20 protein-coding genes are annotated in these 25,413 nt (G+C 73.2%); 15 read left to right on the top strand and 5 right to left on the bottom strand.

Annotation, left to right across the window (positions count from 1 at the left end):
• Positions 1-111 precede the first annotated feature (111 nt).
• The 6 genes from AB0D28_RS27540 to AB0D28_RS27515 all read left to right on the top strand — a co-directional run bounded on the left by AB0D28_RS27540 (position 112) and on the right by AB0D28_RS27515 (position 6,967).
• Positions 112-1,581, top strand: a complete 1,470-nt coding sequence (locus AB0D28_RS27540; RefSeq protein ID WP_357390441.1) for a hypothetical protein — start codon at positions 112-114, stop codon at positions 1,579-1,581.
• Positions 1,582-1,706: 125 nt separating this feature from the next.
• Entirely contained in the window at positions 1,707-2,081 is a 375-nt protein-coding gene (locus AB0D28_RS27535; protein ID WP_357390439.1) for a hypothetical protein, read from the top strand.
• 43 nt (positions 2,082-2,124) lie between these two features.
• Entirely contained in the window at positions 2,125-3,075 is a 951-nt protein-coding gene (pip, locus tag AB0D28_RS27530; RefSeq protein ID WP_357390437.1) for a prolyl aminopeptidase, read from the top strand.
• Positions 3,076-3,129: 54 nt separating this feature from the next.
• Positions 3,130-3,954: a metallophosphoesterase gene (locus AB0D28_RS27525; RefSeq protein WP_357390435.1), complete on the top strand. Its 825-nt coding sequence runs from the start codon at positions 3,130-3,132 to the stop codon at positions 3,952-3,954.
• A complete protein-coding gene (locus tag AB0D28_RS27520; protein ID WP_357390433.1) occupies positions 3,951-4,613 on the top strand; it encodes a 4'-phosphopantetheinyl transferase superfamily protein in 663 nt (220 codons plus the stop codon). The genes AB0D28_RS27525 and AB0D28_RS27520 overlap by 4 nt, the downstream gene beginning before the upstream one ends.
• A 92-nt stretch (positions 4,614-4,705) precedes the next feature.
• Positions 4,706-6,967: a catalase gene (locus AB0D28_RS27515; protein ID WP_357390431.1), complete on the top strand. Its 2,262-nt coding sequence runs from the start codon at positions 4,706-4,708 to the stop codon at positions 6,965-6,967.
• Between the two features lie 66 nt (positions 6,968-7,033).
• Here the strand turns inward: AB0D28_RS27515 and AB0D28_RS27510 are convergent, their stop codons facing one another.
• Positions 7,034-8,011, bottom strand: a complete 978-nt coding sequence (locus AB0D28_RS27510) for a DUF2804 domain-containing protein (RefSeq protein WP_357390429.1) — start codon at positions 8,009-8,011, stop codon at positions 7,034-7,036.
• Positions 8,012-8,081: 70 nt separating this feature from the next.
• A complete protein-coding gene (locus tag AB0D28_RS27505) occupies positions 8,082-8,840 on the bottom strand; it encodes a peptidylprolyl isomerase (protein ID WP_194800849.1) in 759 nt (252 codons plus the stop codon).
• A 218-nt stretch (positions 8,841-9,058) separates the two neighbouring features.
• On the opposite strand from AB0D28_RS27505, the gene AB0D28_RS27500 reads away from it, so the two are divergent.
• The 5 genes from AB0D28_RS27500 to AB0D28_RS27480 all read left to right on the top strand — a co-directional run bounded on the left by AB0D28_RS27500 (position 9,059) and on the right by AB0D28_RS27480 (position 12,777).
• The gene (locus tag AB0D28_RS27500) at positions 9,059-10,213 is read left to right on the top strand and encodes an RNA ligase RtcB family protein (RefSeq protein WP_357390426.1); all 1,155 of its coding nucleotides are present in this window, start codon (positions 9,059-9,061) and stop codon (positions 10,211-10,213) included.
• A complete protein-coding gene (gene prfH / locus AB0D28_RS27495) occupies positions 10,210-10,815 on the top strand; it encodes a peptide chain release factor H (RefSeq protein WP_357390424.1) in 606 nt (201 codons plus the stop codon). Before AB0D28_RS27500 ends, prfH begins: the two co-directional genes overlap by 4 nt.
• Before the next feature lie 140 nt (positions 10,816-10,955).
• Positions 10,956-11,294 carry a hypothetical protein gene (locus tag AB0D28_RS27490; protein ID WP_357390422.1) on the top strand — a complete coding sequence of 113 codons (339 nt, stop codon included), beginning with the start codon at positions 10,956-10,958 and terminating at the stop codon, positions 11,292-11,294.
• Positions 11,291-11,920: a hypothetical protein gene (locus AB0D28_RS27485; RefSeq protein ID WP_357390420.1), complete on the top strand. Its 630-nt coding sequence runs from the start codon at positions 11,291-11,293 to the stop codon at positions 11,918-11,920. The genes AB0D28_RS27490 and AB0D28_RS27485 overlap by 4 nt, the downstream gene beginning before the upstream one ends.
• Before the next feature lie 29 nt (positions 11,921-11,949).
• Positions 11,950-12,777: a DUF72 domain-containing protein gene (locus AB0D28_RS27480; protein WP_357390459.1), complete on the top strand. Its 828-nt coding sequence runs from the start codon at positions 11,950-11,952 to the stop codon at positions 12,775-12,777.
• Between the two features lie 77 nt (positions 12,778-12,854).
• Here the strand turns inward: AB0D28_RS27480 and AB0D28_RS27475 are convergent, their stop codons facing one another.
• Complete coding sequence (locus AB0D28_RS27475) at positions 12,855-13,646, bottom strand: DUF3152 domain-containing protein (RefSeq protein ID WP_357390418.1); 792 nt, start codon at positions 13,644-13,646, stop codon at positions 12,855-12,857.
• A gap of 136 nt (positions 13,647-13,782) precedes the next feature.
• Here AB0D28_RS27475 and AB0D28_RS27470 point away from each other — a divergent pair, with 136 nt between their 5' ends.
• The 3 genes from AB0D28_RS27470 (at position 13,783) to AB0D28_RS27460 (ending at position 16,486) form a co-directional block, all read left to right on the top strand.
• On the top strand, positions 13,783-14,286 hold the full coding sequence (locus AB0D28_RS27470; protein ID WP_357390416.1) for a SigE family RNA polymerase sigma factor: 504 nt from the start codon (positions 13,783-13,785) through the stop codon (positions 14,284-14,286).
• 5 nt (positions 14,287-14,291) lie between these two features.
• Positions 14,292-15,011 carry a hypothetical protein gene (locus AB0D28_RS27465; protein WP_357390457.1) on the top strand — a complete coding sequence of 240 codons (720 nt, stop codon included), beginning with the start codon at positions 14,292-14,294 and terminating at the stop codon, positions 15,009-15,011.
• A 428-nt stretch (positions 15,012-15,439) separates the two neighbouring features.
• Complete coding sequence (locus tag AB0D28_RS27460) at positions 15,440-16,486, top strand: zinc-dependent alcohol dehydrogenase family protein (RefSeq protein WP_357390414.1); 1,047 nt, start codon at positions 15,440-15,442, stop codon at positions 16,484-16,486.
• Between the two features lie 62 nt (positions 16,487-16,548).
• On the opposite strand, the gene AB0D28_RS27455 is transcribed toward AB0D28_RS27460, so the two are convergent.
• Positions 16,549-19,779 carry an Ig-like domain-containing protein gene (locus AB0D28_RS27455; RefSeq protein ID WP_357390412.1) on the bottom strand — a complete coding sequence of 1,077 codons (3,231 nt, stop codon included), beginning with the start codon at positions 19,777-19,779 and terminating at the stop codon, positions 16,549-16,551.
• Between the two features lie 265 nt (positions 19,780-20,044).
• A complete protein-coding gene (locus tag AB0D28_RS27450) occupies positions 20,045-20,599 on the bottom strand; it encodes a winged helix-turn-helix domain-containing protein (protein WP_357390410.1) in 555 nt (184 codons plus the stop codon).
• Positions 20,600-20,859: 260 nt separating this feature from the next.
• Between AB0D28_RS27450 and AB0D28_RS27445 the strand changes: the two genes are divergently transcribed.
• Positions 20,860-25,257, top strand: coding sequence for a S8 family serine peptidase (locus tag AB0D28_RS27445; RefSeq protein WP_357390408.1), 4,398 nt, complete (start codon positions 20,860-20,862; stop codon positions 25,255-25,257).
• Positions 25,258-25,413 lie beyond the last annotated feature (156 nt).

Raw genomic sequence — 25,413 nt, 5'->3', positions numbered from 1 at the left:
GGGCGGGGCGGGGCGAGCCCCGCGCGCGGACGCGGTACCGTAGCGCCTCATCGTGCCCTGCGGGGCGGTCATCCGCCGGCCTGGCGCTGGCGAACCGACGGAGGATGGCGCATGTCAAACGGTGCCGAGCCGTTCGCACCCCACGACGACCTGTCCGCGCGACCGCGATTCGATCCCGCGTTGCGCGGCTACGACAAACGTCAGGTGGACCGGTACGTCGAGCAGGTCGACGCCGAGGTGAGCGCGCTGACCGCCGCACGGGACCGGGCGTACGCGCAGGTGCGTGACCTGACCGCGCAGGTGCAGCGGGCGCAGGCCGAGGCGGGGGAGCTGCGCGACCGTCCGGCGCCGGTGGACCGGGCGTCCTTCCGCGACCTGGGCCCGATGGTGGACCAGATCCTGGACCTGGCGGAGAAGCAGGCCGGCCAGATCACCGAGGTGGCCACCCGGCGCGCGGAGGAGGTCCAGGGCCAGGCGGAGAAGCTGCTCGTCGCGGCGCAGGAGCAGGCCGCCCGGGAGCGGCGTGAGCTGGACGAGGAGCTGGCCGCCCGCCGGGCCGAGCAGGAGCGGGTGGACGAGGAACGGCGGACCGTCGCGCAGGCGGAGCTGACCGCGGTGCGGGAGCTGGCGGAGAAGCTGCGCGTCGAGGGCCAGGCCGTGCACGACCGGGCCCAGCAGGAGGCGAAGCGGATCAGCGAGCAGAGCGCCCAGCAGGTCGAGCAGGCGCGGTCGGCGTCCGAGGCGCTGGTGAAGGCCGCGCGGACGCAGATCCAGCAGGAGGTCCAGGCCAACCGCAGCAAGGCCCAGCAGGAGCTGGCCCAGTGGCAGGCCACCATGGCCAAGGAGCTGGACGAGCGGCGGGCCGCCGCCGAGCAGGAGCTGGCCGACCGGGCCGCCGCCGCGGAGAAGGACATCGCCGCGCTGGTCGCCGAGGCGCAGCAGTACGCCACCGAGGTCCGCGAGCGGGCCGACGAGGAGACCGCGGCGCACCAGGAGCAGCTCGCCGGTGTGCAGCGGGACATCCAGCAGCGTCAGGAGTCGCTGACCCAGCTCAAGGCGGAGCTGGAGACGGCCTCCCGGCAGTTGGAGGACACCCGCCGGGAGATCGCCGCCATCGAGCGCACCGGCGGGGAGCTGGAGGAGCGGCTGGTCGGCGTACGCCGGGAGCTGAGCGCGGAGAGCAAGCGGCTCGACGAGGCGCGGCGCGCGGCGGACCTGGCCGAGCAGCACGCCAAGGAGACCCGGGCCCGGGTGCAGCGGGAGGCCAAGCGGGTCGCCGATCTGGCCGCGGCGGCGGTCATGGCCGCCGCGGCGGGCGGCGGCGAGACCGCCGAGTACCCGCAGGTGCCGGCGCGGCCGGCGGCCCCGGTCCCGGCCGAGGCGGCGCCCCGGGCCTCGGACGGGCGGGCCGAGCCGGACGGGGTCGAGCGGGACCGGTCGGAGCCGCCGGTCGTGGAGCCGTTCGTCGAGCGGCTGGACGGCCCGAGCTTCGACGCGTTCGCGGTCCGCACGCCGGCTCCGCGCGGGGCGTCCGAGGCGGAGACCAGCGGTACGGACAACGGCGTACCGGCCACCGCCTGAGCGACGCGTGCCGCCGGTCCGGGTATGGGCGCGGCGGCACGCACCTTGCTCATCGACCTTGCTCTATGCAAATATTTGGATCGATCAGCCGGTACATCTAGATCCTTTTGCGGGAGTTGACGGGTATGCGGAAAATCTCCTCCATCGGTGCCGCCGTCGTCCTTACCGTCACCTCGGCGTGCGCCGCGGTGGCCGGCACGGCCGCACCGGCGAGCGCCGGATGCAGCCACTCGCACTCCAACGTGGACAGCAAGTTCGGCCAGCTCTTCAACGCCACGAACGTCAACATCCGGACCGGCCCGCACACCACCTGCGCCTCCCTGGGTTACGGCCAGCTCAGCCACACCGTCGACTTCCACTGCTTCGCCAGCGGCGACCGGGTCAGCGCGAACGGCCACACCACCTACACGTGGACCTACCTGCGCGACGTCACCACAGGCGTCTCCGGCTGGGTCGCCGACGCGCTGCTGGACAACCTCGGCGGCAACGTCGCCTGCTGACCGGGGCCACCCGGGGCGCCCGCGACGGGCACAATGACCGGGCATGACCGGCCTGCACCCACCCGTCGAGCCGTACGCCACCCACCGCATACCGGTCGGTGACGGCCACGTCCTGTACGTGGAGGAGGTCGGGCGGCCGGACGGCGTACCCGTGGTGTTCCTGCACGGTGGCCCCGGCGGCGGCCTGGTGCCGGCGGCCCGCCGGTTCTTCGACCCCGCCCGTCACCGGGCCGTGCTGTTCGACCAGCGTGGCGCCGGCCGCAGCACCCCGCACGGCGAGGTGCGCGCCAACACCACCTGGCACCTGGTGGCCGACCTGGAGATCATCCGGCAACGGCTGGGCGTCGGCTCCTGGCTGGTGTTCGGCGGGTCGTGGGGCACCACGCTCGGCCTGGCGTACGCCCAGACGCACCCGGAGCGGGTGACCGGCCTGGTCCTGCGCGGCGTGCTGCTGCTGCGGCGCAGCGAACGCGACTGGTTCTACCAGGGCGGGCTGCGTCACCTCCAGCCCGAGGAGTGGCAGCGGTTCGTCGCGCCGATCCCGCCCGCCGAGCGCGGCGACGTGCTGGCCGCGTACCACGGGCGGTTGCACGGCCCGGACGAGACGCGGGCCCGGGAGTACGCGCGGGCCTGGGGGCGGTGGGAGGCGGTCAACTCGTCGCTGCGGCCCGACCCGGAGCTGCTCGCCCACTTCACCGCCGACGACCAGGCGCTGCCGGTGGCCCGGATCCTGTCGCACTACGCGGTGCACGGCGGCTTCCTCGCCGAGGGCCAGTTGCTCGACGGCGTGGACCGGATCCGGCACCTGCCCGCCGTGATCGTCAATGGCCGCTACGACCTGTGCTGCCCGCCGGTCACCGCGTACGACCTGGCCCGGCGCTGGCCGGAGGCGACACTGCGGATCGTGCCCGACGCCGGGCACTCCGCCGCCGAGCCGGGCGTGACCCGGGAGGTGCTGCGCGCACTCGACGAGGTGACCGCGAAGGTCGGCTGACACCTCGGCCGGCGAGCCTGGTCATCCGGCGGCGCCACTGGCAAGATCGGCCGGGTGACGGGTGCGCTGTACGCGGTCAGTGACCTCCACGTGTCGTACGCGGAGAACCGCGCGGTGGTGGACGGCCTGCGGCCGGAGACGGCGGACGACTGGCTGATCGTGGCCGGCGACGTCGGCGAGGTCTTCGCCGACATCGAGCGGACGCTGCGGCTGCTGCGCGACCGGTTCGCCACTGTGGTGTGGGCGCCGGGCAACCACGAGCTGTGGACCCACCCGAACGACCCGGTGACGTTGCGCGGCGTGGCCCGCTACGACGCGCTCGTGGCGATGTGTCGCGAGCTGGGCGTGCTGACCCCGGAGGACGACTACCCGGTCTGGCGGGGCGCGGACGGGCCGGTCACCGTGGCGCCGCTGTTCCTGCTCTACGACTACTCGTTCCGCGCCCCCGGCACCGGCACCAAGGAGGAGTCGCTGCGCAAGGCGTACGACGCGGGCGTGGTGTGCACCGACGAGATGCTGCTGCACCCCGACCCGTACCCGGACCGGGAGTCCTGGTGCTGGGCGCGGCTGGAGGCGACCCGGCGGCGGCTGGAGGCCACCGACCCGGCGCTGCCCACCGTGCTGGTCAGCCACTGGCCGCTGGTACGCCAGCCCACCGACGTGCTCTGGTTCCCCGAGTTCGCCCAGTGGTGCGGCACCGACCGCACCGCCGACTGGCACGTGCGCCACCGCGCCGCCGTCGCGGTCTACGGCCACCTGCACATCCCGCGCACCACGCACTACGACGGGGTGCGGTTCGAGGAGGTGTCGCTGGGCTACCCACGTGAGTGGCGGCGGCGCGGTGGCGAGCCGGCGCCGATGAAGCGGATCCTCGGATGATCGAGGCGTTGCTGCCGGCCGGGGCGCTGGCCGTCGAGGCGTTCACCGACGTGCCGGGCGAGGCGCCGTACCCGGGTGAGGAGGACCTGATCGCGCGCGCGGTGTCCGGCCGCCGCCAGGAGTTCGTCACGGCCCGCCGCTGCGCGCGGGAGGCGCTGGCCCGCCTGGGGTACGCCCCGGCGCCGATCCGTCCCGGTCCCCGGCGGGAGCCGGTGTGGCCGGCCGGGGTGGTGGGCAGCATCACCCACTGCTCCGGCTACCGGGCGGCGGCGGTGGCCCCGTCCGGCGCGCTGGCCGGGCTGGGCATCGACGCGGAACCGCACGAGCCGCTGCCCGACGGGGTGGCCGGCGCGGTCCTCACGGCGGGCGAGCCGGAGCGGCTGGCCGCGCTGCGCGCCGCCGACCCGGCGACGCACTGGGACCGGCTGCTGTTCAGCGCCAAGGAGTCGGTCTACAAGGCGTGGTATCCGCTGACCGGGCGCTGGCTCGGGTTCGAGGAGGCGGAGCTGACGTTCGACCGGTCCGGCCGGTTCACCGTCCGGATCCTGGTCGACGGCACCCGCGCCGACGGTGGGCCCCCGCTGGAGGTGCTGGACGGACGCTGGCTGGCCTCCGGCGGGCTGCTGCTCACCGCCGTGGCCGTGCCGCACCTACCCTGACCAGCGATCCTGCGATTGTTCCGGTTTGCCCGCCCTGACCTGGGGTACGGCGGAAGGGGCCTGGACATTTAGCCGTAGGAGGACAGGTCCTGATGGAATCCAGCAAGCCCGCCCAGATCGTCAAGGGTGTCGTCGAAGCCGCCGTCGAGAAGGTCGGCGACGCGCTGACTCCGGACGTGCCGGGCGCCCCCGGCAGCGCGCCACCACCGCTGGAGGAGCCGACCACCCCGCACGGGCCGCTGCCGCCCAAGGCCGAGCAGGGCGCGCCGGACACCCGGACCCCGACCGGCGCCGAGACCGGCGTGCCGAAGATCGCCAAGGGGCAGCAGGGCGCGTACCTCACCACGGCCAACGGGGCCCGGCTGCGGGACACCGACCACTCGCTCAAGGCCGGTCCGCGCGGTCCGGTCCTGCTCCAGGACCACCACCTGCGGGAGAAGATCACCCACTTCGACCACGAGCGGATCCCGGAGCGGGTGGTGCACGCCCGGGGCGCGGGCGCGCACGGCACGTTCGTCGCCAACGGCGCCGCCGAGAAGGTCACCCGCGCCGGGTTCCTGAAGAAGGGCCGCGAGACGCCGGTCTTCGTCCGCTTCTCCACAGTGCTGGGTTCGCGCGGCTCGGCGGACACGGTCCGCGACACCCGCGGCTTCGCCACCAAGTTCTACACCGACGAGGGCACGTTCGACCTGGTCGGCAACAACATCCCGGTGTTCTTCATCCAGGACGCGATCAAGTTTCCGGACGTCATCCACGCCGGCAAGCCGCACCCGGACCGGGAAATCCCGCAGGCGCAGAGCGCGCACGACACGTTCTGGGACTTCGTCTCGCTGCACACCGAGGCGCAGCACCACACCATCTGGAACATGTCCGACCGGGGCATCCCGCGGTCCTACCGGACCATGGAGGGCTTCGGCGTGCACACGTTCCGCATGGTCGACGAGGCCGGCGCGACGGTGCTGGTCAAGTTCCACTGGAAGCCGAAGCTGGGCGTGCACTCCCTGGAGTGGGAGGAGGCCCAGCTGATCAGCGGCATGGACCCGGACTTCCACCGCCGCGACCTGTACGACGCCATCGAGGCCGGCGCGTTCCCCGAGTGGGAGCTGGGCATCCAGGTCTTCCCGGACACGCCGGAGGAGACGTTCGCCGGGATCGACCTGCTCGACCCGACGAAGATCGTGCCGGAGGAGCTGGCGCCGGTACAGGCGATCGGCACCCTCACCCTCAACAAGACGCCGCGCAACTTCTTCGCCGAGACCGAGCAGGTGGCGTTCCACGTCGGGCACCTGCCGCCCGGCATCGACGTCACGAACGACCCGCTGATGCAGGGCCGCCTCTTCTCGTACGTGGACACGCAGCTCACCCGCCTGGGCGGCCCGAACTTCACCCAGATCCCGATCAACCGGCCGCACGCCGACGTCAACGACATGCTGCGTGACGGCTTCCACCAGCACGCGGTGCACGCCGGTGTGGCGCCGTACCGGCCGAACTCGCTCGACGGCGGCAACCCGTTCCCGGCCGGCGACCGCGAGCACGCGTTCGTGGACACGCCGGTGACTGTGGCCGAGGCGCCGAAGGTACGCGCCGCGCCGGCCTCCTTCGACGACCACTACAGCCAGGTACGCCTGTTCTGGCAGAGCATGTCGCCGGTGGAGAAGGAGCACATCATCCGGGCGTACACGTTCGAGCTGGGCAAGTGCTACCACCAGGCGATCAAGGAGCGGCAGCTCCAGTGCCTGGCAAACGTCGACCCGGTTCTGTGCGAGCAGGTCGCGACCGGCCTGGGCCTGCCCGTACCGCAGCCCACGGTGCCGCTCGCGGAGGTGCAGCCCAGCCCGGCGCTGTCCCAGGTGGGCCGGGAGTGGCCGGCCGACGGCCGGATGGTCGGCATCGTCGTCGACGCCCAGGCCGACCTGGGCGACGTGCACGAGGTACGCCGGGAGGTGTTCGCCGCCGGCATGGTGCCGCTGCTGATCGCCGCGCACGGCGGCACCGTCGACGGGCTGCCGGTGCAGCGCACGTTCGCCACCGGCCGCTCGGTCGAGTTCGACGCGGTGCTGCTGGCCGGCGCACCGGCCCCGGCGCCGGACGCGCTGCCGGCCCGCGACGCCAAGGCCGGCGCTTCGGGCTCCCTGACCGTCGACCCGCGGGTGTTGCTGCTGGTCGAGGAGGCCTGGCGGCACGCCAAGGTGATCGGCGCCTGGGGCGCGGGCGCAGAGGTGCTGAACCAGGCCGGTGTCACCGGCACGCCCGGCGTGGTCACCGGCGGCTCCGGCGCCGAGGTGCTCGCCGAGGTGCAGCGGCTGATGGCGGCGCACCGGGTCTGGGAGCGGTTCCCGGCCTCGGTGGCCTGATCCCGAGTCGTGCGTGGGGCGGTCCCGGACGGGACCGCCCCACCTCGCTGTCCGCCCCGGGTGACGTCACCAGCGGTTGCGGGCCTCCTCGGCCCAGCCGACCAGGCCGTCGAGGTCCACGCGCTCGCCGTCGTCGGTCGCCGCCCAGCCGGTGAAGTGCCCGAAACACTGGTGCGTCTCCCCGGCCAGCACGAGCAGATTGGTACGCGCCACCCGCTCGTGGAACGGGTGGAACGTGACGTCGACCCGGTCGCCGGCGATCCGCCACGGCCGCAGCCAGTCGGCCCTGTCGTACGCCCAGGTCAGGTCCGCGCCGATCTTGTGCAGCCGCCCGTCCACGAAGACCGCGTTCTCGGTCGAGCCGGTGCCGTCGGTCCACTTCCCGCCGAGCTGGATCGCCCGGCCCGGGCCGCTGCCTGCCGCCCAGTTCCACCGCACCGCGTACCGCCACTTGCCCCGGCCGTGGTCGAGCGCCGCGTACGACCCCTCCCCCACCGGGTACGCGGTGCCGTCCACGGTGATCGTGCCGTGCACCGGCCGGCCGATGTCCTTGACCGTGTACTGGAAGCGCCGGCTGCTCCACGGCACCACCACGCCCAGTGACTCGTGTCCCGCCGGCAGCGGCACTGTCAGGTCCACCTCGACGCCGGGCGCGGTGGCCCGCAGCGTACTGCCGTCCGGGCCCTGGTCGACGGCGATGGTGAGCTTCCCGCCCCGGGCCCGGACCGGTCCGGCGCCGCTGACCGGCGGCAACGCGGTGCCCCGGGCCAGCGGCACCACCGCCTCCGCAGTGGTCTCCCGCCCGGTGGCCCGGTCGAGCAGATAGAGGCTCTGCACCCCGGCATAGTCAAGCGACGACGCGACCAGGCCGAGGATGTGCGTCGGGGTGACCACGCCCCAGTGCTCCCACCGCTTGGCCCGGCCCCAGCCGCGCAGGTTCGCCCGGTGCAGCGGCCGGCGGCTCCAGCCGACCGCGTCCGGGTTCAGCCGCCCGTCCGGGCGGCACAGGTCGACCGGCTCGGTGATCTCCCGCTCATGCGTCATCGCCGCAGGTTACCGGCGACGGCGCGGGCCCGGCGGGGGGCCCGGACGGCCGTCCCGCCGGGCCGTCGCGTCAGCGCCCCTGCTTGGCGCGGCAGATCTCCACCGGCACCGCCGGGGCGCCGTCGACCGGAGCCGGGTCCTCCGGCGTGGGCGCGATGCCGCCGGCCGAGATCCGGTCCAGCGTGGCCAGCCCGGCCGCGTCGACCTGGCCGAACACGGTGTAGTTGGGGCGCAGCGCCGAGTCGGCCTGGACCAGGAAGAACTGGCTGCCGTTGGTGTCCGGGCCGGCGTTGGCCATGGCGAGGGTGCCCCGCGCGTACAGGCGGCGTACGCCCGTCGGGTCGGTCGGCGCGGGCGGCAGGTCGGTGGGCAGCTCGTCGCGGTACCGGTAGCCCGGGCCGCCCTCGCCGGTGCCGGACGGGTCGCCGCACTGGAGCACTGTCAGCGTCGGGTACGCGGTGAGCCGGTGGCAGGGCGTCCGGTCGTAGAAGCGCTTGCGGACCAGGTGCAGGAAGCTCTGCACGGTGCACGGCGCCTGTTCGCGGTCCAGCGTCAGCCCGATCGGCCCCTGGTTGGTGCGCAGCGTGACCCGCACGGTGCCCCGGTCCGGCGTCCGGCGCGGGTCCGGCGGCAGCGGCACCGGACGGGCGGCCGGCTCGTCCGGCGTGGGCGTGTACGCGCACGGCCCCTTCGTGGGCGCGGGATCGGCCGGCGGCGCGGCGGTCGCGGCGACACCTGCGGCGGCGACGATCGTCGCGGCGGCAACGCTCACCCCGGCGAGGCGGGCCAGCAGGGGTAAGGCAGCGTGCGTTCGGGTTTCGCTCGACACGGTGGTCCTCCCTGGACTCGTGGTACCAGAACGACCGGAGTCTATGGATCAGGTGGGGTGATGTCGACGCGGGCGCTCGGCGGGTCGAAAGTCGGTTGCCGGCCCGCGCCGCGTCCGAGAAGGTGATCGGCATGACGTTCTGACGGATCGCACCCAGCCCGCAGGCCCCTCCTCGCCGCCTGCCGTTCCCGCTTCTCTTTCCGCAGAAACGAGCGTCTGTGTCCGCGTACCCCTCCGGGCGGGCCGTCGTGCCCGCCACCGTCTCCGTCTTCTCCTCCCCCGGCAGCTGGATCGAGTCCGCCGCGCTCGACCAGTGCCGTCAGGTCGCCGCCCTGGACGGCATGGCGCATGTCGCCGCCATGCCCGACCTGCACCCCGGCAAGGGCGCGCCGATCGGCGCCGCGATGTCCTCGACTGTGCTCTACCCGTTCCTGGTCGGCTCCGACATCGGGTGCGGCATCGCGGTGTTCCCGATCGCGCTGCGCCGGGCCGTGCCGGAACGGCTCGCGGCCCGGTTCCCCGACCTGGACCGGGCACTCGACCCGGACCGGGACGCCGACGACCCGGCCTGGTCGGTGCTGGACGATGACGTGCCGGCTGGTCACCTCGACGGGCTCGGCACTGTCGGGCGCGGCAACCACTTCGTCGAGCTGGCCCGCGTCGGGCCGATCCTCGCGGCGGAGCACGCCGCGCGGCTCGGGCTGGAGGCCGGTGACCTGGTGCTCGTGGTCCACTCCGGGTCACGCGGGCTGGGCGAGCGGATCCTGCGCGAGCACACCGAGGCGCACGGCGCCGGTCCCGCGCCCGACCCGGACGCCTACCTGGCCCGGCACGACGCCGCGGTGCGGTGGGGTTCGCTCAACCGGCGGCTGCTGGCCGCGCGGGTGGCGTACGCCCTCGGCGCGGAACCCACCGAGCCGGTCGTCGACCAGTGCCACAACCTCGTCGAGATCCGCGACGGGCGCTACCTGCACCGCAAAGGCGCGGCCCCGGGCGACGGCCGGGACGTGCTGATCGCCGGCACCCGGGGCACGCCCTCCTACCTGGTGGCCGCGCACGCCGGGGCGGACGCCGGCTACTCGGTGGCGCACGGCGCCGGGCGCAAGATGTCCCGCGCCGACGCGCTGCGCCGGGGCCGGGTCAAGCACACCGTCGAGGAACTGCGGCGTACGCCTGTGGGCTCGGTAGTGGTGTGCGGCGACCGGCAGTTGCTGTTCGAGGAGGCGCCCACCGCCTACAAGCGCATCGAGCAGGTGATCGGCGACCTGGTGGCGCACGACCTCGCCACGCCCGTCACCACGACGGTTCCGCTTGTCACCTACAAGACGCCGGACGTGGGCCGCCGCGACGAGCGCCGGAAGGGCCGCCGGTGACCGCGCTGCTGCTGTCCGCCGGGCGCGGGCCCGCCGAGTGCGCGTGGGCGCTGGCCCGGCTGCTGTCCCGCCTGGAGGGCGAGGCGGCCCGGCGGGGCCTGCGTAGCGAGCGGGTCGAGACGGTGCCCGGCGACCGGACGGGCACCTACCGGTCGGTGCTCCTGTTGATCACCGGCGCCGGGGCGGAGGCGTTCGCGGCCGGGTGGACCGGCACGCTCTGCTGGCAGGCGCCCAGCCCGTACCGGACGGGTCACGGCCGCAAGAACTGGTACGTCACCGCGCAGTCCTGCCGGACCGACGTGGTGGTCACGCCGTTTCACGAGGCCGACGTCGAGTTCGTGCCGTGCCGCACCGGCGGGCCCGGCGGTCAGCACCGCAACAAGGCGAGCACCGCCGTACGGGCCACGCACCGCCCGTCGGGCCGGACCGTGGTGGTGGACACCGAACGGCACCTGCACCTCAACCGGCGCATCGCCGTCGAGCTGCTGCGGCAGCGGATCGCCGCCGCCGACGAGGCGGCCCGCCGGGCCGGCGCCGACGCCCGCTGGCGGGTCCACGACGACCTCGTGCGCGGCGACCCGGTGCGGGTGGAACGCCCGTGACCCCGCGCCGGGCCGGTCCGGCGCAACTGGTGACCTCGACCCGATCCGAGGCGTCTGACCGGCCCGGCTACCGTGGGCGCGGCAAGCGGGCGGGCCCACGGTAGCCGGGCCCGCCGACGTGAGGCGCGCGAGGAGGACGGATGCGACGGAGAAGGACCGGCCCGGTGGCGGCGCTGGCGACACTGGCGCTCTCGGTCGCCTCCTGCGGCGGGGACGCCGGCACCGATCCCGAGACCTACCTCCGGGACGCGATGAGCGACGCCGTGTCGATCAAGCAGGACACCGGGCGGTTCCCCCGGGGCGTGAGCGATCTGCCGATCGGGGACTACGACGGCGTCGGCGTCGTCACGTTCGTCACGAACAACGACGCGTCGGCGCTCTGCGTGCAGCTGTCCGTGCCGGACGCCAAGTACAGCGCGTACTCCTCCGACCCCGGGCAGGTCGTCGACGGCGCCTGCGACATGGACCGCGTCCAGTGAACCCGCTCGTGCAGCGCTTCCGCGCCGTGGTCGCCATGTGGATCTTCGTCGGCGCGGGCGGATTCCTGCTGGCCGGGTTCCTCGGCCTCGCGCTGCTGACCCAGACGGGCCCGTTCGCGGCCGCGTCGGCCTTCTCCGCCGACGCCGAGTTCGCTCCCGGCGCGGAGATCAAGGTCAGTGACACCGGCGTACGTCCCGGCAACATCCTGATCCTCGCCACCCCGGCCACAGTGGACCCGGCCACCGTCCGGTGCACCACGAAGAGCCGGGTCTACTCCACCGGCGAGCAGCGGAGCAGGGAGCTGACCGGGGCCCGGCCCGAGGGGACCGCGGCGGTGATGCGCGACCGCGGTGACCCGCGCCGGTTCACGCCGGTGCTGGTCACCGGCGGGGTCACCTGGATGGACACCGACTTCGTGAGCTGCACCGGTGACGGTGCGGAGACGTTCGCGCTGACCACCGCCAAGGGCATCAAGAGTGACGGTTTCCGGCTCGGTACCGGACTGCTGCTCATGCTGCTCGCGCCGGTGTTCGCCGGTCTCGGCTGCCTCGCGCTGTACCTCACCCGCAAGTGGAACCGGGAGGCGCGGCTGCGCGGCGGATCGACGAACTGGCCCTACCGGTGACCGGGGCGCGCCTGCACGTCGGCTGCGCCATGTGGACACACAGGTCCTGGTCCGGCCGTTTCCTGCCGCACCCGCTGCCCGCGCACGAGCGGCTGCGCGCGTACGCCGGGTGGTGCGACGCGGTGGAGGGCAACACCACGTTCTACGCGACCCCGGCCCGGGAGACGGTGGCGTCCTGGGCCGAGCAGACCGACCCGGGCTTCCGTTTCCTGCCGAAGCTGCCGAAGGTGGTCACCCACGAGCGCCGGCTCACCGGCGGCGAGGTGGAACTGCGGGCGTTCCTGCACGCGATCGAGCCGCTGGGCCCCCGGGCGGACACGCTCTGGATCCAGTTGCCCGGCTCGTTCGGCCCCGGCGACGTGCCCGACCTCGACCGGTTCCTGCGCACACTGCCCACCACCCACAGGTACGCCGTCGAGGTCCGCCACAGCGCCTTCTTCACCGAGCCCGGTGCGGTACGCGCGCTGGAGGCGACGCTGCACCGGGCCGGCGCCGAGTGGATCCCGTTCGACACCACGGCGTTCTTCCGCACGCCGCCGACGAGCGACGCGGAACGGGAGGCGTGGACGCGCAAACCGCGCCTCCCGCTGCGTACCCGGGCGCTGACCGACCGGCCGATCGTGCGCTACCTGGGCCGCGACGACCCGGCCCAGACCGTCGAGGGCTGGCAACCGTGGCTGGACGTGGTCACCGGCTGGCTGCGCGAGGGCCGCTCACCGACCGTGTTCGTGCACACGCCGGACAACGCGGACGCCCCCGAGCTGGCCCGCCGCTTCCACGACCAGGTCCGCGCGCGGGTGCCCGGCCTCGCGCCGCTGCCGGAACCGGAGCCGGTCGGCCCGGCCACGCTGTTTTGAGCCCCGAATGGGACCACCCCGCATCGCCCGGCCGCTGCCCGGCCCCCTGGCCGGGCGATGCGCGGGGCGCCCGCCGGTCAGCCCGGCCGGCCGCCCTCGGGCGGGGGCACCCGGTCGGCGTACGCGCCGGACGGTCCCGCGTACCGCTCGCCACGCAGGAACGGCAGCGGGTTCGGGGTGCACCCGTGCAGGCCGAGCGTCTGCTGCTGCATCACCGGCGCCGGACGGCCCCGCCCCGGGCAGCGTTCGTGCCCGTGGCCCAGGCGGTGACCGACCTCGTGGTTGACCACGTACCGCCGGTACGCGGCGAGGTCGCTGCCGTAGGCGGGTGCGCCACGCACCCAGCGGGCCACGTTCACCACCACCCGGCTCCCGTTACGGCAGGACGTGTACCCGTCCGGCCCGTCCCCGCACAGGTCGTCGCGCGTACCCGGGGTGGCGAGGTGGACGGTGAAGTCGGCGGGCCCGCGTGCGCCGACCCGGCGCAGGGTGAGCTGTCCGTCGGTGGTCCAGCCACCCGATCCGGTGAGAATGGCGGTGACCTGCGAAGCGAACTCGGCCGCCGACAGACCGGTCACGTCCCGTTCCACCGCCACCCGGTAGCGCAGCAGCCGGCCCGTACCCCCGGAGGTCGCCGGCTCGGCGGCGGCGAACCGCCAACCGCCGCCGCCGTGGGCGGGATAGCCGATCGGTGCCGGCCGGGGGCGGACGGGTGCCGCCGCCGGCGTCGTCACGGCCGGTGTGGCGGCGGGCGGTCCGGGCGGCGCGGCGGCGGGCTGGTCGGCCGCCGCCGGCGCGCAGCCGGCCAGCGACACCGCCAGCACGATCACGGCGGCGCCGCCGCGCGTCCGGTCCACGGTCCTGGTCATCTCGTCTCCCCTCGGCGCCTGGTCTCGGGCGCAGGGATGAGGACGGGTGACCAGTCGCCGAAGTTGGTCCGGCGGGGACTCAACCTTTTGCCCGTCCCGCCCGTCACTACCGGGGTGAGAGGCGCAGAAGGCCGGCATGGCCCGGGGTGACGCGGAGTTCGTCGAGTTCGCGCGGGCGTCGTCCGCGCGGCTGACGCACGCCGCCTTCCTCATGACCGGCAACCACCACCACGCCGAGGACGCCGCGCAGACCGCGCTGGTGCGCACGTACGCGTCCTGGTCCCGGATCCGCAACGGCGACCCGTACGGATACGCCCGGTCGGTGCTGGTGAACCACCTCATCGACAGCTGGCGACGGCCGATCCGCGAATATCCGAGCGACGACCTGCCGGAGCGGCGCGGCGGTGACCTGGCCGAGGAGGTGGCGACCCGGCGGTGGCTGGTCACCGCGCTCGCCACGCTCACCGCGCGCGAACGCGCCGTCGTCGTCCTACGTCACTACTTCGACCTGCCGGAGGCCCAGGTGGCAAACGAACTCGACGTGTCGGTCGGCACCGTCAAGAGCACCGCGTCCCGGGCGCTGGAGAAGCTGCGTACCGCCGGTCTGTCCGCGCCGCGACCGCAGGAGACGTGCCGGTGACCGAGATGGACGAGCTGCGCCGCGCGATGCGGGCCACCGAGCGGGCCGACGGCCTGGACATCACGGACATCATGCGCCGGGGACGCCGGCTGCGCCGACGCCGCCGGATCGGCGCCGGGGTCGCGGCGACGGTGGCGGTGATCGCGGTGGCCGTCGGCGTCGACGTCGTGGCGCCGCGACCCGGCCCGCCGCACGCCCCGGCCGGGGAGCCGGTCGCCACCGCGTCCGCCGGCACTCCCCCGCCCACGCCGGCCGCCGTGCCGGCACCGACCGAGGCCCCACCGCGACCGCTCGGGACCGTCGTCGGCAGCGGCATCCGGTACGGCGCCGACGAGCGCGTGTTCTTCATGGTCCCGGTCGAGTTGCCGCGAGTGCCCGGCGTGACGATCGGCCTGGTCGCCGGCCGGCGCACCCCGGACGGTCGCCTGACCTCCGACTTCCTGGTCAACGACGTGTCCGGCAGCGACCGCCGGCCGGGGTTCCACGAGATCGGGTACGACCAGCAGCGGGTGCCCGCCGACGCGCCGGTGCCGACGTTCGGCTACTTCGTCGGCCCGGCGGCGCGCATCGTCGGGACGGTCGACGGCCACCAGGTCGAGGCGAAGCTGGTCCGGTGGAGCGAGGACCCCCAGGTGGTGATCTTCTGGTTCGACCCGACGACCCTCACCCCCGGCACCCCCCTGGACGGCATCACCGCCCACACATCCCAGGGCCGCCGCCTATAGCCCCACTCCCCCTCCCTCCCCTCCCTCCCCTGTCTCCCCCGGTGATCAAGGAGTTTGCGGCTGACACCGCCCTGACGAGGACACAAACTCCTTGATCACCAGCATGAGACCCATCCCGCACCGGCGACCGAGCGACCGGTAGATCTTGGTACGAATTGGCCCCTATGGGGGCCTTTTCGTACCAAGATCTACGGCGCTCCCGGGATACGGATCAGGGTTCCCAGGTGATGGGAGACGCGACAGGCGGGGACCGGCCCCGCTCCGGCGATCTTGCGCTTTCTGCCCGGGCAGACAGGACATTCACGACATCGGCGGGGCAGCCAGTGCAAGATCGCCGAGAGCAGGGGACCGGGAGCCGGGGCGAGGGCGAGGGCGAGGGGCGGGAGGGGTGCGGAGGGCGGGAGGGGGCGGGTGTGAGGATCGGGGGTATGCGCGCTGTGGTGTTCGAGCGGTTCGGGGTGCGGCCGGAGGTCCGGGAGGTGGACGATCCGGTGCCTGCGCCGGACGGGGTGGTCGTCCGGGTCGGCGCGACCGGCCTGTGCCGCAGCGACTGGCACGGCTGGCAGGGCCACGACCCGGACATCCGCGTGCCACACGTGCCGGGGCACGAGTTCGCCGGCGTCGTCGTGGCCACAGGCGCGCACGTACGCGGCTGGCGGCCCGGCGACCGGGTGACCGCGCCGTTCGTCTGCGCGTGCGGGCGGTGCCCCTCGTGCCTGGCCGGCGACCAGCAGGTCTGCGAGCGGCAGACCCAGCCGGGCTTCACCGGATGGGGCTCGTTCGCCGAGCTGGTCGCGGTGCGGCACGCCGACGTCAACCTGGTCCGGCTGCCGGACGAGCTGGACGAGGCGGCCGCCGCCGCGCTCGGCTGCCGGTTCGCCACCGCGTTCCGGGCCGTCGTCGCGCAGGGCCGGGTCGCGGCGGGCGAGTGGGTGGCGGTGCACGGCTGCGGCGGCGTCGGCCTGTCCGCCGTCATGGTCGCGGCGGCGAGCGGGGCGCGGGTGGTGGCGGTGGACGTATCACCCGCCGCGCTGGAGCTGGCCCACCGCAGCGGTGCCGCGGTCTGCCTGGACGCGAGCGCGTTCGAGGGCCCGGGCGAGGTGGCCGCCGCGATCCGGGAGGCCACCGGCGGGGGCGCCCATCTCTCGCTGGACGCGCTGGGCAGTCACGCCACCTGCGTCGCGTCGATCGAAGGGCTGCGCCGGCGCGGCCGGTACGTGCAGGTCGGGCTGCTGCCCGCCGCGCAGGGCCGGCCCGCGCTGCCGATGGACCTGGTGATCGCGTACGAGCTGGAGCTGCGGGGCAGCCACGGCATGCCGGCGCACGCGTACCCGGAGATGTTGCGCCTGGTCACCGCCGGGGGGCTGCGCCCGGCCGAGCTGGTCACCCGCGTCATCGACCTGGCCGAGGCGCCGGATGCGCTGGCCACCATGGACCGGCCGGCCGCCGCCGGGATGTGCCTGATCCGTCCCTGAGACGGGCACGGGCCGGTCCGCGCCGGGAGTCCCGGCGCGGACCGGCCCGCGAGGCCGTCCGGTCAGTCGGTGACGGTCACCGTGACGGTACGGGGCGGCTGCTGGTACTGCCCCCTGTTGTCCATGCCTCGGATCGTCACCGTGTACGTGCCGGCCGGGATCACCGGCGACGTGTACGCGAAGTTGGACCCCGGCGATCCCGGGCTGGTGAGGAACGTGGCGATCCACGGCCAGCTGGTCGGCGCGCCCGCGCGGCCGAACGTGCCGGCCGAGTTCATGCCCTGACCGGCGCTGTTGCCGATCTGCACCTCGACCTTCTGCATCCCGCCGTCGTCCACCGCCCGGCCGGTGATCACGATCCGGCCGCCGGTGTACGCCTGACCCTCGACCGGCGTGATGCTCGGCTCCAGCGTCGGGTCGGTGTCACCCGGGTAGACCAGGTAGCGAGCGGTCGCGCCGCTTGTCGAGTTGTCCTGCTGGCCGGCGGTGTCCACGGCCCACGCCTCCACGCTGTACGTGCCCCGCGTGGGCAGGTCGATCGAGAGCGTGAACGGCGTGCTGGTCGCGCCCGGCGAGGCGAGCGTGGCGTCGACTGTGGCGAACGCGGCGGCCATGGTGCCGTTGGGCTGCACGTACCGGCCGGTGTCCAGGTCGCGCAGCGCGATCCGGACCGCCCGGACGCCCTTGTCGTCGGTCGCCGTGCCGGCCAGGTCCAGGTGCAGCTGGTCGATGTCCTGGTTGGTGCCGGTGAAGCTGAGCAGCCCGTTCGGGAAGGCGTCGCCGGGCACCTGCGCGGTGACGGTGAGCCGGCCCATGTTGGTGCTGGACGTGGTGAGGCCGAGCTTGTCCGTCGCCCGTACCCGGAAGTCGTAGACACCGGGGGTGAGCGGCACCGTGGTGAACGACCAGTCGAACGTCGCGGCGTCGAGGTTGGTCGGCGAGATCCGGTGGTAGCCGGCGACCGAGTCGGCGCCCCACGTGCCGTCGCTGGCGAGCGCCTCACGGGTGGTGTTGTTGCGCAGGTAGATCTCGACCGACTTCAGGGCGTCGTCGTCGCGCGCCGTGCCGGCGAACGTGACGGTGCCGCCGGGCGCGACGGTGAACGGCGCCGGGTTGCCCGGCGGGGTCATCGCCACAGGCGAGGTGATCGCCACTGTCGGCGGTACGCCGGTGGCCGAGACGGTCCAGTCGCGGGTGTCACCGCGCAGGTCGCTCTGCCCGCTCGTGTCGACGGCGGTGGCGGTCATCTTCCACTGGCCCTCGGTCGGCAGCGTGACCTCGTACTGCCAGGTGGCGGACTTCGCGCCGATCACGTCCGGCTCGCCGCGGAAGGTGTTGTAGACGGCGGCGACGGTGCCGTCGTCCTGGAGGTACCTGTTGTCCGGGGTGCGGAACGAGTAGATCAGCGAGTTGACGCCCTTGTCGTCGGTGGCGGTGCCGGAGGCCACGAACGTCTGCGTGGCGACCAGGCCGGCCGAAGGCGAGCTGATCCGGGTCGTCGGGGGCAGGTCGTCGAAGCGGAACGCCTCGATCTTCTTGACCGCCTTCGTGGTGTCGCCGGCGCCGTTGCGGTCGAACGTCTTGGCCTGCAACTGGTAGACCCCGGCGGGCAGCGTCACCGGCAGGCTCCACGTGGTGGAGGTGGCGTTCGGCGCGGCGACAGTCGTGTTGATCGCCTTGAACGCGCCCCAGGTGGTCAGGTCGGCCTGGAGGTACTTGCCGCTGGTGCGGTCCTGGATCTCCAGCTGGACGCGGGCCACGCCGGCCGGGGCGAGCGCCTGGCCGCTGATGGTGAACGACTCGCCGGCCGGCTTCACCGCGCCCTCGATCGGCGTGGTGACCGTGGTGTCCAGCGCCGCCGGCTTGGGCTCCTTGGAGAGGTCGAAGAAGGCCACCCGGCCGGTGGTCTTGCCGCCCTTGACGTTGCCGTCGCCGCCGACGAGCAGGCCGCGCGAGGTGGCGAGCATCGCCTTCTCGCCCTCGTACGAGTTGGAGCCGGGGTTCCACTCCAGCGCGGTGCCGGTGAGCGGGTCCAGCGCGCCGATGTGGTCGCGGCGCACCACCTGGTCGCCGAGACCGTAGCCGCTGAGCCCCTGGCCGGTGCCGTAGCCGACGTTGTCCAGGCCGGGCCACGGCACGTTCGAGGTGGGCGACTCCTGCCAGCTGAAGTGGCCGCCGACGTAGACGGCGGTGTCGGTGATCGCCACCGAGTAGATGCTGTCGAAGTGCCGGGAGATCCAGAGCGGTTCGACGTTGTCGTTTCCGGTCAGCGGGTACGCGATGGCGGTGTCGTTGATCGGCGGACGGTCGCCGCCGGAGCCGCTGGTGACCACGAAGTACGAGTCGTCCGGCGCGATGTCACCGGCGAAGACGCGCTGGATGCCGCCGACGAAGGAGAGGTTGTCCTCCCACAGCCGGGTACGCCACGGCAGCAGCGCCTTGCTGGCCGTACCGATGAGCGCCACGCCGTAGCGGTCCTGGCCGGCGATCTGGCGGCCGGTGTGCACGACGAGCAGCTTGCCGCGGTCGTGGGTGAGCTTGAGCTGCTGCACGGTGAGCATGCCGCCGACGCCGATGCCGCCGGTGAGCGGCAGGTTGAAGCCGGTGTCGACGGCGCCGGTGGTGGGGTTGAGCGCGGCCAGGCCGCTGCGGCTGACCCCGTTGACGGTGGCGAACTGGCCGCCGACGTAGACCGCGTTGCCGCTGACCGCGAGCGCGGTGGCCCGCGCGTTGGCGGTGGCGGTGAACGCGGCGACCGGCGCGCCGGTGGTCGGGTTCAGCCGGGCGATCTTGCGCTTGGTCACGCCGTTGATCGTGTTGAAGGAGCCGGCGATGTAGAGCGACGAGCCGTCCGGCGATGCCTCCACGGCGGCGACCGCGCCGTCGATGACCGGCTTGAACCCGGTGTCCACCTTGCCGGTGTCCAGGTTGTACGACGCCAGCGACCGCTGCGTGATCGCGGAACCGCCGACGTTAGCGATCGAGGTGAACGTGCCGGCGATGAAGACGCGGTTGCCGATCACCTCGATGTCGGTGATCTCGCCGTTGGTGATCCGCGGCGTGTCGGTGCGGGGCGTGGTCGGCATCAGCCGGGTGTCCCCGGGGGTGACCAGCGCACGGGTCGCGGTCGTACGCGCGGCGCCGAGCGCGGCGCTGCTGCCCGTCGCCTGGGCGCCGGCGTGTCCGGCCACGCCGGCGTCCCGCACGACGACGGTGCCGGCCAGCGCCGGTACTCCCGCCACCACGACCGCGCCGGCGGCGACCACCGCCACCGCGCGAAGCCAAACTCGCATCGAGTCAACTCTCCCTGTCCGCCGGGACGGCCCTCCCGGGTGATTCCCGGGTCCCCTCCGTCCGCGTGCCGGACGTCACCGTAGGAGGCAAAGACTTCTCGCGATACACGCCGCACCGGTAATCGACCGGTCGCCATCAATTCCGGCCACACCGGCGGGGGGCCTCCACCGATCGGGTCACCGGCTGTCACCGTCCGGCCGTGCGCGCCGTCGGGTCCGCGACATCACCGTTGCGGCGGGCTCAGAGCGCCCCGTGGACGGACGGTCAGTCGCCCCGTACCCGGGGTTGGCGGTGGTCGGTCAGCCGCAGGCCGACGCCGCGTACCGCCGCGATGGTGACGCCGGTGCCCAGCCCGTCGAGCTTACGGCGCAACCGCTTCACCAGGGACTGCACGTCGGCGCGGCCGTGCGTCGGCGCGTCGCGCCAGACCGCCCGGTGCAGCTCGGCGTAGCTCCACACCCGTACCGGCTCGGCGGTGAGGCAGGTCAGCAGGTCACGCTCCAGCCGGGTCAGGGCGGTCTCGCGGTCACCCCACCTGGCGGTCGAGAGGGCGGCGTCGATCACCAGCGCGCCGTCCGGCGCGGGCTCGTCCGGGGGTACGGCCCGAGCCGGCACGTCGGCCGGGGCCGGCGCATCCGTCATGATCAACTCGCGTAGCTCGTCCAGATCGGTGACCATCAGAAGAGGCGCGACGCCGTCCAGCAGCTCGGTCAGCCGCAGCCGCTCGGCCGGCGACGACGTCACGCCGATGACGAGCGAGAAGGGCCGCTCCGGCGGGTCGGTGCCGGAGTCAGCCGTGTTCGTGCCGTCAGTCGTCACCGCGCCCCACCGTGACAGAAACTGTCAACAAGCCGCCCGACGCGGGGACCTGTTGGTGACATGTTGCTCACGTACGGTCATTGATCGTTCCTTACTGTCGATCATAGTGTCCACTCAGGCGTCCGGCGCAGACCCGCACGGCGCCTAGGGGGCCTGGGGGGTTCTTGCAACACCGGTGCGACCAGTCGGGAGAGTCCGTCTCCTGGCCCTTCTGCCATGGCTCGATCATCAGCGGGTCATCGGAGTAGGAGGCAGCACCGATGCTGAGACGTCCACACAGATGGGGCCCGGCCCGGCGGCTGGTGAGCGCGGGCGCCGCCCTGGTGCTCGCCGCCACCGCGCTGGCCGCTACCGGCACGGGGGCCCAGGCCGGCACCGGCGCCGGCGCGTCGGCCGGCGACAAGATCCGTCCCGAACTCACCCGTCAGCTCCAGGGCAAGAGCGAGGGCGACTTCTGGATCCACTTCGGCGCCAAGGCGGACCTGGGCAAGGCCGCCGCGATCAAGGACTGGAACGAGCGCGGGGCCGCCGTCGCGGCGGCGCTGAAGAAGACCGCAGCCGACAGCCAGTCGAAGATCCGCGCCGAGCTGGACCGCTCGGGTACGAAGTACCAGACCTTCTGGGCGACGAACGCCATCAAGGTCACCGGCGGCTCGCTGACCATGGCACAGAACTTCGCCGCCCACTCCGAGGTGGACGGCCTGTACGCGCCGGTGGAGTACAAGCTGCCGGAGACCACCCCGGGCACCGACGAGAAGTCGGCGAACGCCCTGGAGTGGGGCATCGCCAACATCAACGCCGACGACGTCTGGTCCCAGTACGGCGTCAAGGGCGCCGGCATCACCGTGGCCAGCATCGACAGCGGCGTCCAGTTCGACCACCCGGCGCTGGTGAACGCCTACCGCGGCAACAACGGTGACGGCACCTTCGACCACGACTACAACTGGTTCGACGCCGCAGGAGAGTGCGCCACCGCGCCGTGCGACTCCGACGGCCACGGCACGCACACCATGGGCACCATGGCCGGCGCCGACGGGGCCAACCAGATCGGTGTCGCCCCCGAGGTCAAGTGGATCGCCGCGAACGGGTGCTGCCCGTCCGACGACGCGCTGGTCTCCTCCGGCCAGTGGATGCTGGAGCCCACCGACCTCAACGGGCAGAACCCGGACGCCAGCAAGCGGCCGAACATCATCAACAACTCGTGGGGCACCAGGACGCCGTCGAACGAGCCGTTCATGGAGGACGTCACGAACGCCTGGGCCGCGTCCGGCATCTTCGGCGTCTGGTCCAACGGCAACAACGGCCCGTCCTGCCAGACCAGCGGCTCGCCGGGCAGCCTGGCGAGCAACTACTCGGCCGGCGCGTACGACGTCAACAACAACATCGCCAGTTTCTCGTCCCGGGGCACCGGGCAGAACGGCGAGATCAAGCCGAACATCTCGGCGCCGGGCGTGAACGTGCGCTCCAGCGTGCCGACCAACTCGTACGCCAGCATCAGCGGCACCTCGATGGCGGCGCCGCACCTGGCCGGCGCGATCGCGCTGCTCTGGTCAGCGGCGCCCACGCTGGTCGGCGACGTCACGGCGACCCGCGCGCTGCTCGACGACGCGGCCATCGACAAGGGCGACGCCCAGTGCGGCGGCACCACCGACGACAACAACGTCTACGGTGAGGGTCGCCTGGACGCGCTCGCGCTGCTCGCGGCCGCCCCGATCGGCGACAACGGCACGCTGGCCGGCAAGGTCACCGACGCCGCCACCGGCGCGGCCATCGCCGGCGCGAGCGTCACCCTGACCGGCGCGGCGGACCGCACGCTCATCACCGGCGCGGACGGGACGTACTCCTCGCTCCTGCCGGCCGGCGACTACCAGGTGGCCGTCTCGGCCTTCGGGTACGCGACCCGCACGCTGCCGGCGACGATCACCGCGAACACGACCACCACGCTCGACGTGGCGCTCAGCGCGGTACCGAGCGTCACGGTCAGCGGGCAGGTCACCGACGGTTCCGGGCACGGCTGGCCGCTGTACGCGAAGGTCAGCGTCGAGGGCACGCCGATCTCCGACTACACCACGCCGACGACCGGCCGCTTCAGCCTGTCGCTGCCGGCCGGGGCGACGTACCGGCTCACTGTCGAGCCGCAGTACGCCGGCTATCTGACCACCACCAAGGAGGTCACCGTCGGGTCCGCCAACGTGACCGCGAACATCGCGGTGCAGGCGAACCCGGAGGCGTGCACCACCGCCCCCGGCTACACGGTCAGCTCCGACGGCGAGTACGAGACGTTCGACGGCACCGGCACCCCGGACGGCTGGACCGTGGTGGACAACGCCGGCACCGGCCAGGTCTGGGAGTTCACCGACGCCGGTGAGCGCGGCAACCTGACCGGCGGCAGCGGCAACTTCGCCATCATCGACAGCGACAACTACGGCAGCGGCGGGCGGCAGGACACGTCGCTGGTCAGCCCGGTGGTCGACCTGACCGGCGTGACCACGCCGGTGATCCGGTTCAACCAGGACTACAACTGGCTCAACAGCGACCGCGCGGACGTCGACCTGAGCCTGGACGGCGGCACCACGTGGAGCAACGTGCTGCGGCAGGCCGCCGACGTGCGCGGGCCCCGGGTGACCGAGGTGCCGATCCCGCAGGCGGCCGGCCAGTCGCAGGTGCGGGTGCGCTTCCACTACTACGAGGCCAGCTGGGAATGGTGGTGGCAGGTCGACAACGTCCTCATCGGCAGCAAGCTCGTCTGCAAGCCGGTCAAGGGCGGCCTGGTCCTCGGCCACGTCCGGGACAAGAACGACAACAGCTACGTCAACGGCGCCACGGTGACCAGCAAGGACCGCCCGGCGGAGAAGGCCACCACGGTGGCCACGCCGGACGACACCGAGCTGCCCGACGGCTTCTACTGGATGTTCTCGTCGCTGACCGGGACGCACCCGTTCACCGCCAGCGCCGGCAACTACGTGAGCCAGACCAAGCAGGTGGCGGTCGAGGAGGACTGGGCCACGGCGGCCAACTTCCAGCTCGCCGCCGGCCGGCTGTCGGTGAAGCCGACCTCGATCACCGGCACGGTCCGGATGCCGAGCGGGAAGGTCAGCAAGACCTTCACCGTGACGAACACCGGCGGGGCGCCGGTGACCGCCGAGTTCAGCGAGCGTGACGGCGGGTTCGTGCTGCAACGGGCCGACGGTTCCCAGTTGTCCCAGCAGGCGCTGCTCGGCTCGACCGGCGCGCCGGTCCAGCGGCTGACCGCCGCGACGTCGTTCGCCGCCCGCTCGTCCGGCAAGTCGTCCACCGTGATCGCGGCGGCGGCCCCGCAGGCGGACCCGTGGACCGCCATCCCGGGCTACCCGTCGAACGTGATGGACAACCGGGTCGTCAGCGTCGACGGCAAGGTCTACTCCATCGCCGGTGGCGACGGCACCGCGTCGAGCGCCAAGAACTACCGGTACGACCCGATCGCCCAGGCGTGGACCGGGATCGCCGACCTGCCCGGCGCGCGTAACGCCATGACGGTCGGCGTGGTCGACGGCAAGATCATCGCCACCGGCGGCTGGGGCGCCGCCGGTCCGGACGCCGGAACCTTCTCGTACGACCCGGCGGCGAACACCTGGAGCCGCAAGGCCGACAACCCGGCGCCGCGCTCGGCGGCCGGCCAGGCGGTCGCGGGTGGCAAGCTGTACGCGATCGGCGGCTGCACCACTGCCAGCTGCACGCCGATGTCCAACTCGGTGGTCCGCTACGACCCCGGCGCGGACAGCTGGGAGACGCTGCCCGCGTACCCGAAGTCGGTGGCGTTCCTGTCCTGCGGCGGGATCGACGGCACCGTCTACTGCACCGGCGGCAACGACGGCACCACGTCGCAGAAGGTCGGGTACGCCTTCGACCCGTCCGCGAACGCCTGGACCGCCATCCCGGACGCGCCGGCCGACAGCTGGGCCTCCTCGTACGCGGTGGCGAACGGCAAGCTCCTGGTCGTCGGCGGGTCGCAGGGCGGCGCCATCACCAACGCCGGCTTCGCGTTCGACCCGGCGACCAACTCGTGGGCGAACCTGCCCAACGCCAACACCGCCCGCTACCGGGGCGGCGCGGCGTGCGGGTTCTACAAGATCGGCGGCTCGTCGGGCAGCTTCACAGCCACCAAGGACAGCGAGGTCCTGCCCGGCTTCTCCGAGTGCTCGGAGGCCGCCGCCGACGTGAGCTGGCTGACCGTCGACAAGTCGAAGGTCACGCTGGCGCCCGGTGAGAAGGTCACCGTCACCGTCACGATGACGGCGAACGTCGACCAGCCGGGCACGTACTCGGCGTCGGTGGCGATCAAGGAGGACACCCCGTACACGGTGGAGCCGGTGGCGGTGACCATGATCGCGCAGCCGCCGACCACCTGGGGCAAGCTGTCCGGCACGGTCTCCGGCAAGAGCTGCCAGGGCGCCACCGCACCGCTGGCGGGCGTGACGGTGCAGGTCGACTCCTGGGCGAGCTCGTACACCTTCACCACCGACGCGCAGGGCCGGTACGCCTACTGGATGGACCGGCGCAACAACCCGTTGACGTTGATCGTCGCCAAGGACGGCTGGAAGCCCCAGACGCGCCAGACGAAGATCAACAGCAGCACGCCCACGGTGGAGGACTTCACCCTCTCCCCCACCCGCTGCTGACCCCGCACCCGACAGGAACGGCCCGCCCGGCGCACGCGCCGGGCGGGCCGTTCCACACTCTCGTCGATCTGTGAGTGGGGGTTGTCAAGTGGTTCGGTGGTGGTTGGTGATGGTGCGGTAGAGCTGTCGGGCGATGTAGCGCTTGAGGCAGCGGGT

Source organism: Micromonospora sp. NPDC048169 (genome assembly GCF_040652815.1).
In the GTDB taxonomy this organism is placed as follows: Bacteria; Actinomycetota; Actinomycetes; order Mycobacteriales; family Micromonosporaceae; genus Micromonospora.
Note: the sequence above shows the minus strand (reverse complement) of the source record. Positions and strands in the feature narration are given on the sequence as shown.

Bases quoted from the DNA above. Each gene is read 5' to 3' on its own strand.
- AB0D28_RS27460 (WP_357390414.1), top strand. From the start codon at position 15,440: ATGCGCGCTGTGGTGTTCGAGCGGTTCGGGGTGCGGCCGGAGGTCCGG.
- AB0D28_RS27465 (WP_357390457.1), top strand. From the start codon at position 14,292: ATGGACGAGCTGCGCCGCGCGATGCGGGCCACCGAGCGGGCCGACGGC.
- AB0D28_RS27470 (WP_357390416.1), top strand. From the start codon at position 13,783: ATGGCCCGGGGTGACGCGGAGTTCGTCGAGTTCGCGCGGGCGTCGTCC.
- AB0D28_RS27520 (WP_357390433.1), top strand. From the start codon at position 3,951: ATGATCGAGGCGTTGCTGCCGGCCGGGGCGCTGGCCGTCGAGGCGTTC.
- AB0D28_RS27480 (WP_357390459.1), top strand. From the start codon at position 11,950: ATGTGGACACACAGGTCCTGGTCCGGCCGTTTCCTGCCGCACCCGCTG.
- AB0D28_RS27515 (WP_357390431.1), top strand. From the start codon at position 4,706: ATGGAATCCAGCAAGCCCGCCCAGATCGTCAAGGGTGTCGTCGAAGCC.
- AB0D28_RS27445 (WP_357390408.1), top strand. From the start codon at position 20,860: ATGCTGAGACGTCCACACAGATGGGGCCCGGCCCGGCGGCTGGTGAGC.
- AB0D28_RS27490 (WP_357390422.1), top strand. From the start codon at position 10,956: ATGCGACGGAGAAGGACCGGCCCGGTGGCGGCGCTGGCGACACTGGCG.
- AB0D28_RS27540 (WP_357390441.1), top strand. From the start codon at position 112: ATGTCAAACGGTGCCGAGCCGTTCGCACCCCACGACGACCTGTCCGCG.
- AB0D28_RS27475 (WP_357390418.1), bottom strand. From the start codon at position 13,646: ATGACCAGGACCGTGGACCGGACGCGCGGCGGCGCCGCCGTGATCGTG.
- AB0D28_RS27455 (WP_357390412.1), bottom strand. From the start codon at position 19,779: ATGCGAGTTTGGCTTCGCGCGGTGGCGGTGGTCGCCGCCGGCGCGGTC.
- AB0D28_RS27535 (WP_357390439.1), top strand. From the start codon at position 1,707: ATGCGGAAAATCTCCTCCATCGGTGCCGCCGTCGTCCTTACCGTCACC.
- pip (WP_357390437.1), top strand. From the start codon at position 2,125: ATGACCGGCCTGCACCCACCCGTCGAGCCGTACGCCACCCACCGCATA.
- AB0D28_RS27510 (WP_357390429.1), bottom strand. From the start codon at position 8,011: ATGACGCATGAGCGGGAGATCACCGAGCCGGTCGACCTGTGCCGCCCG.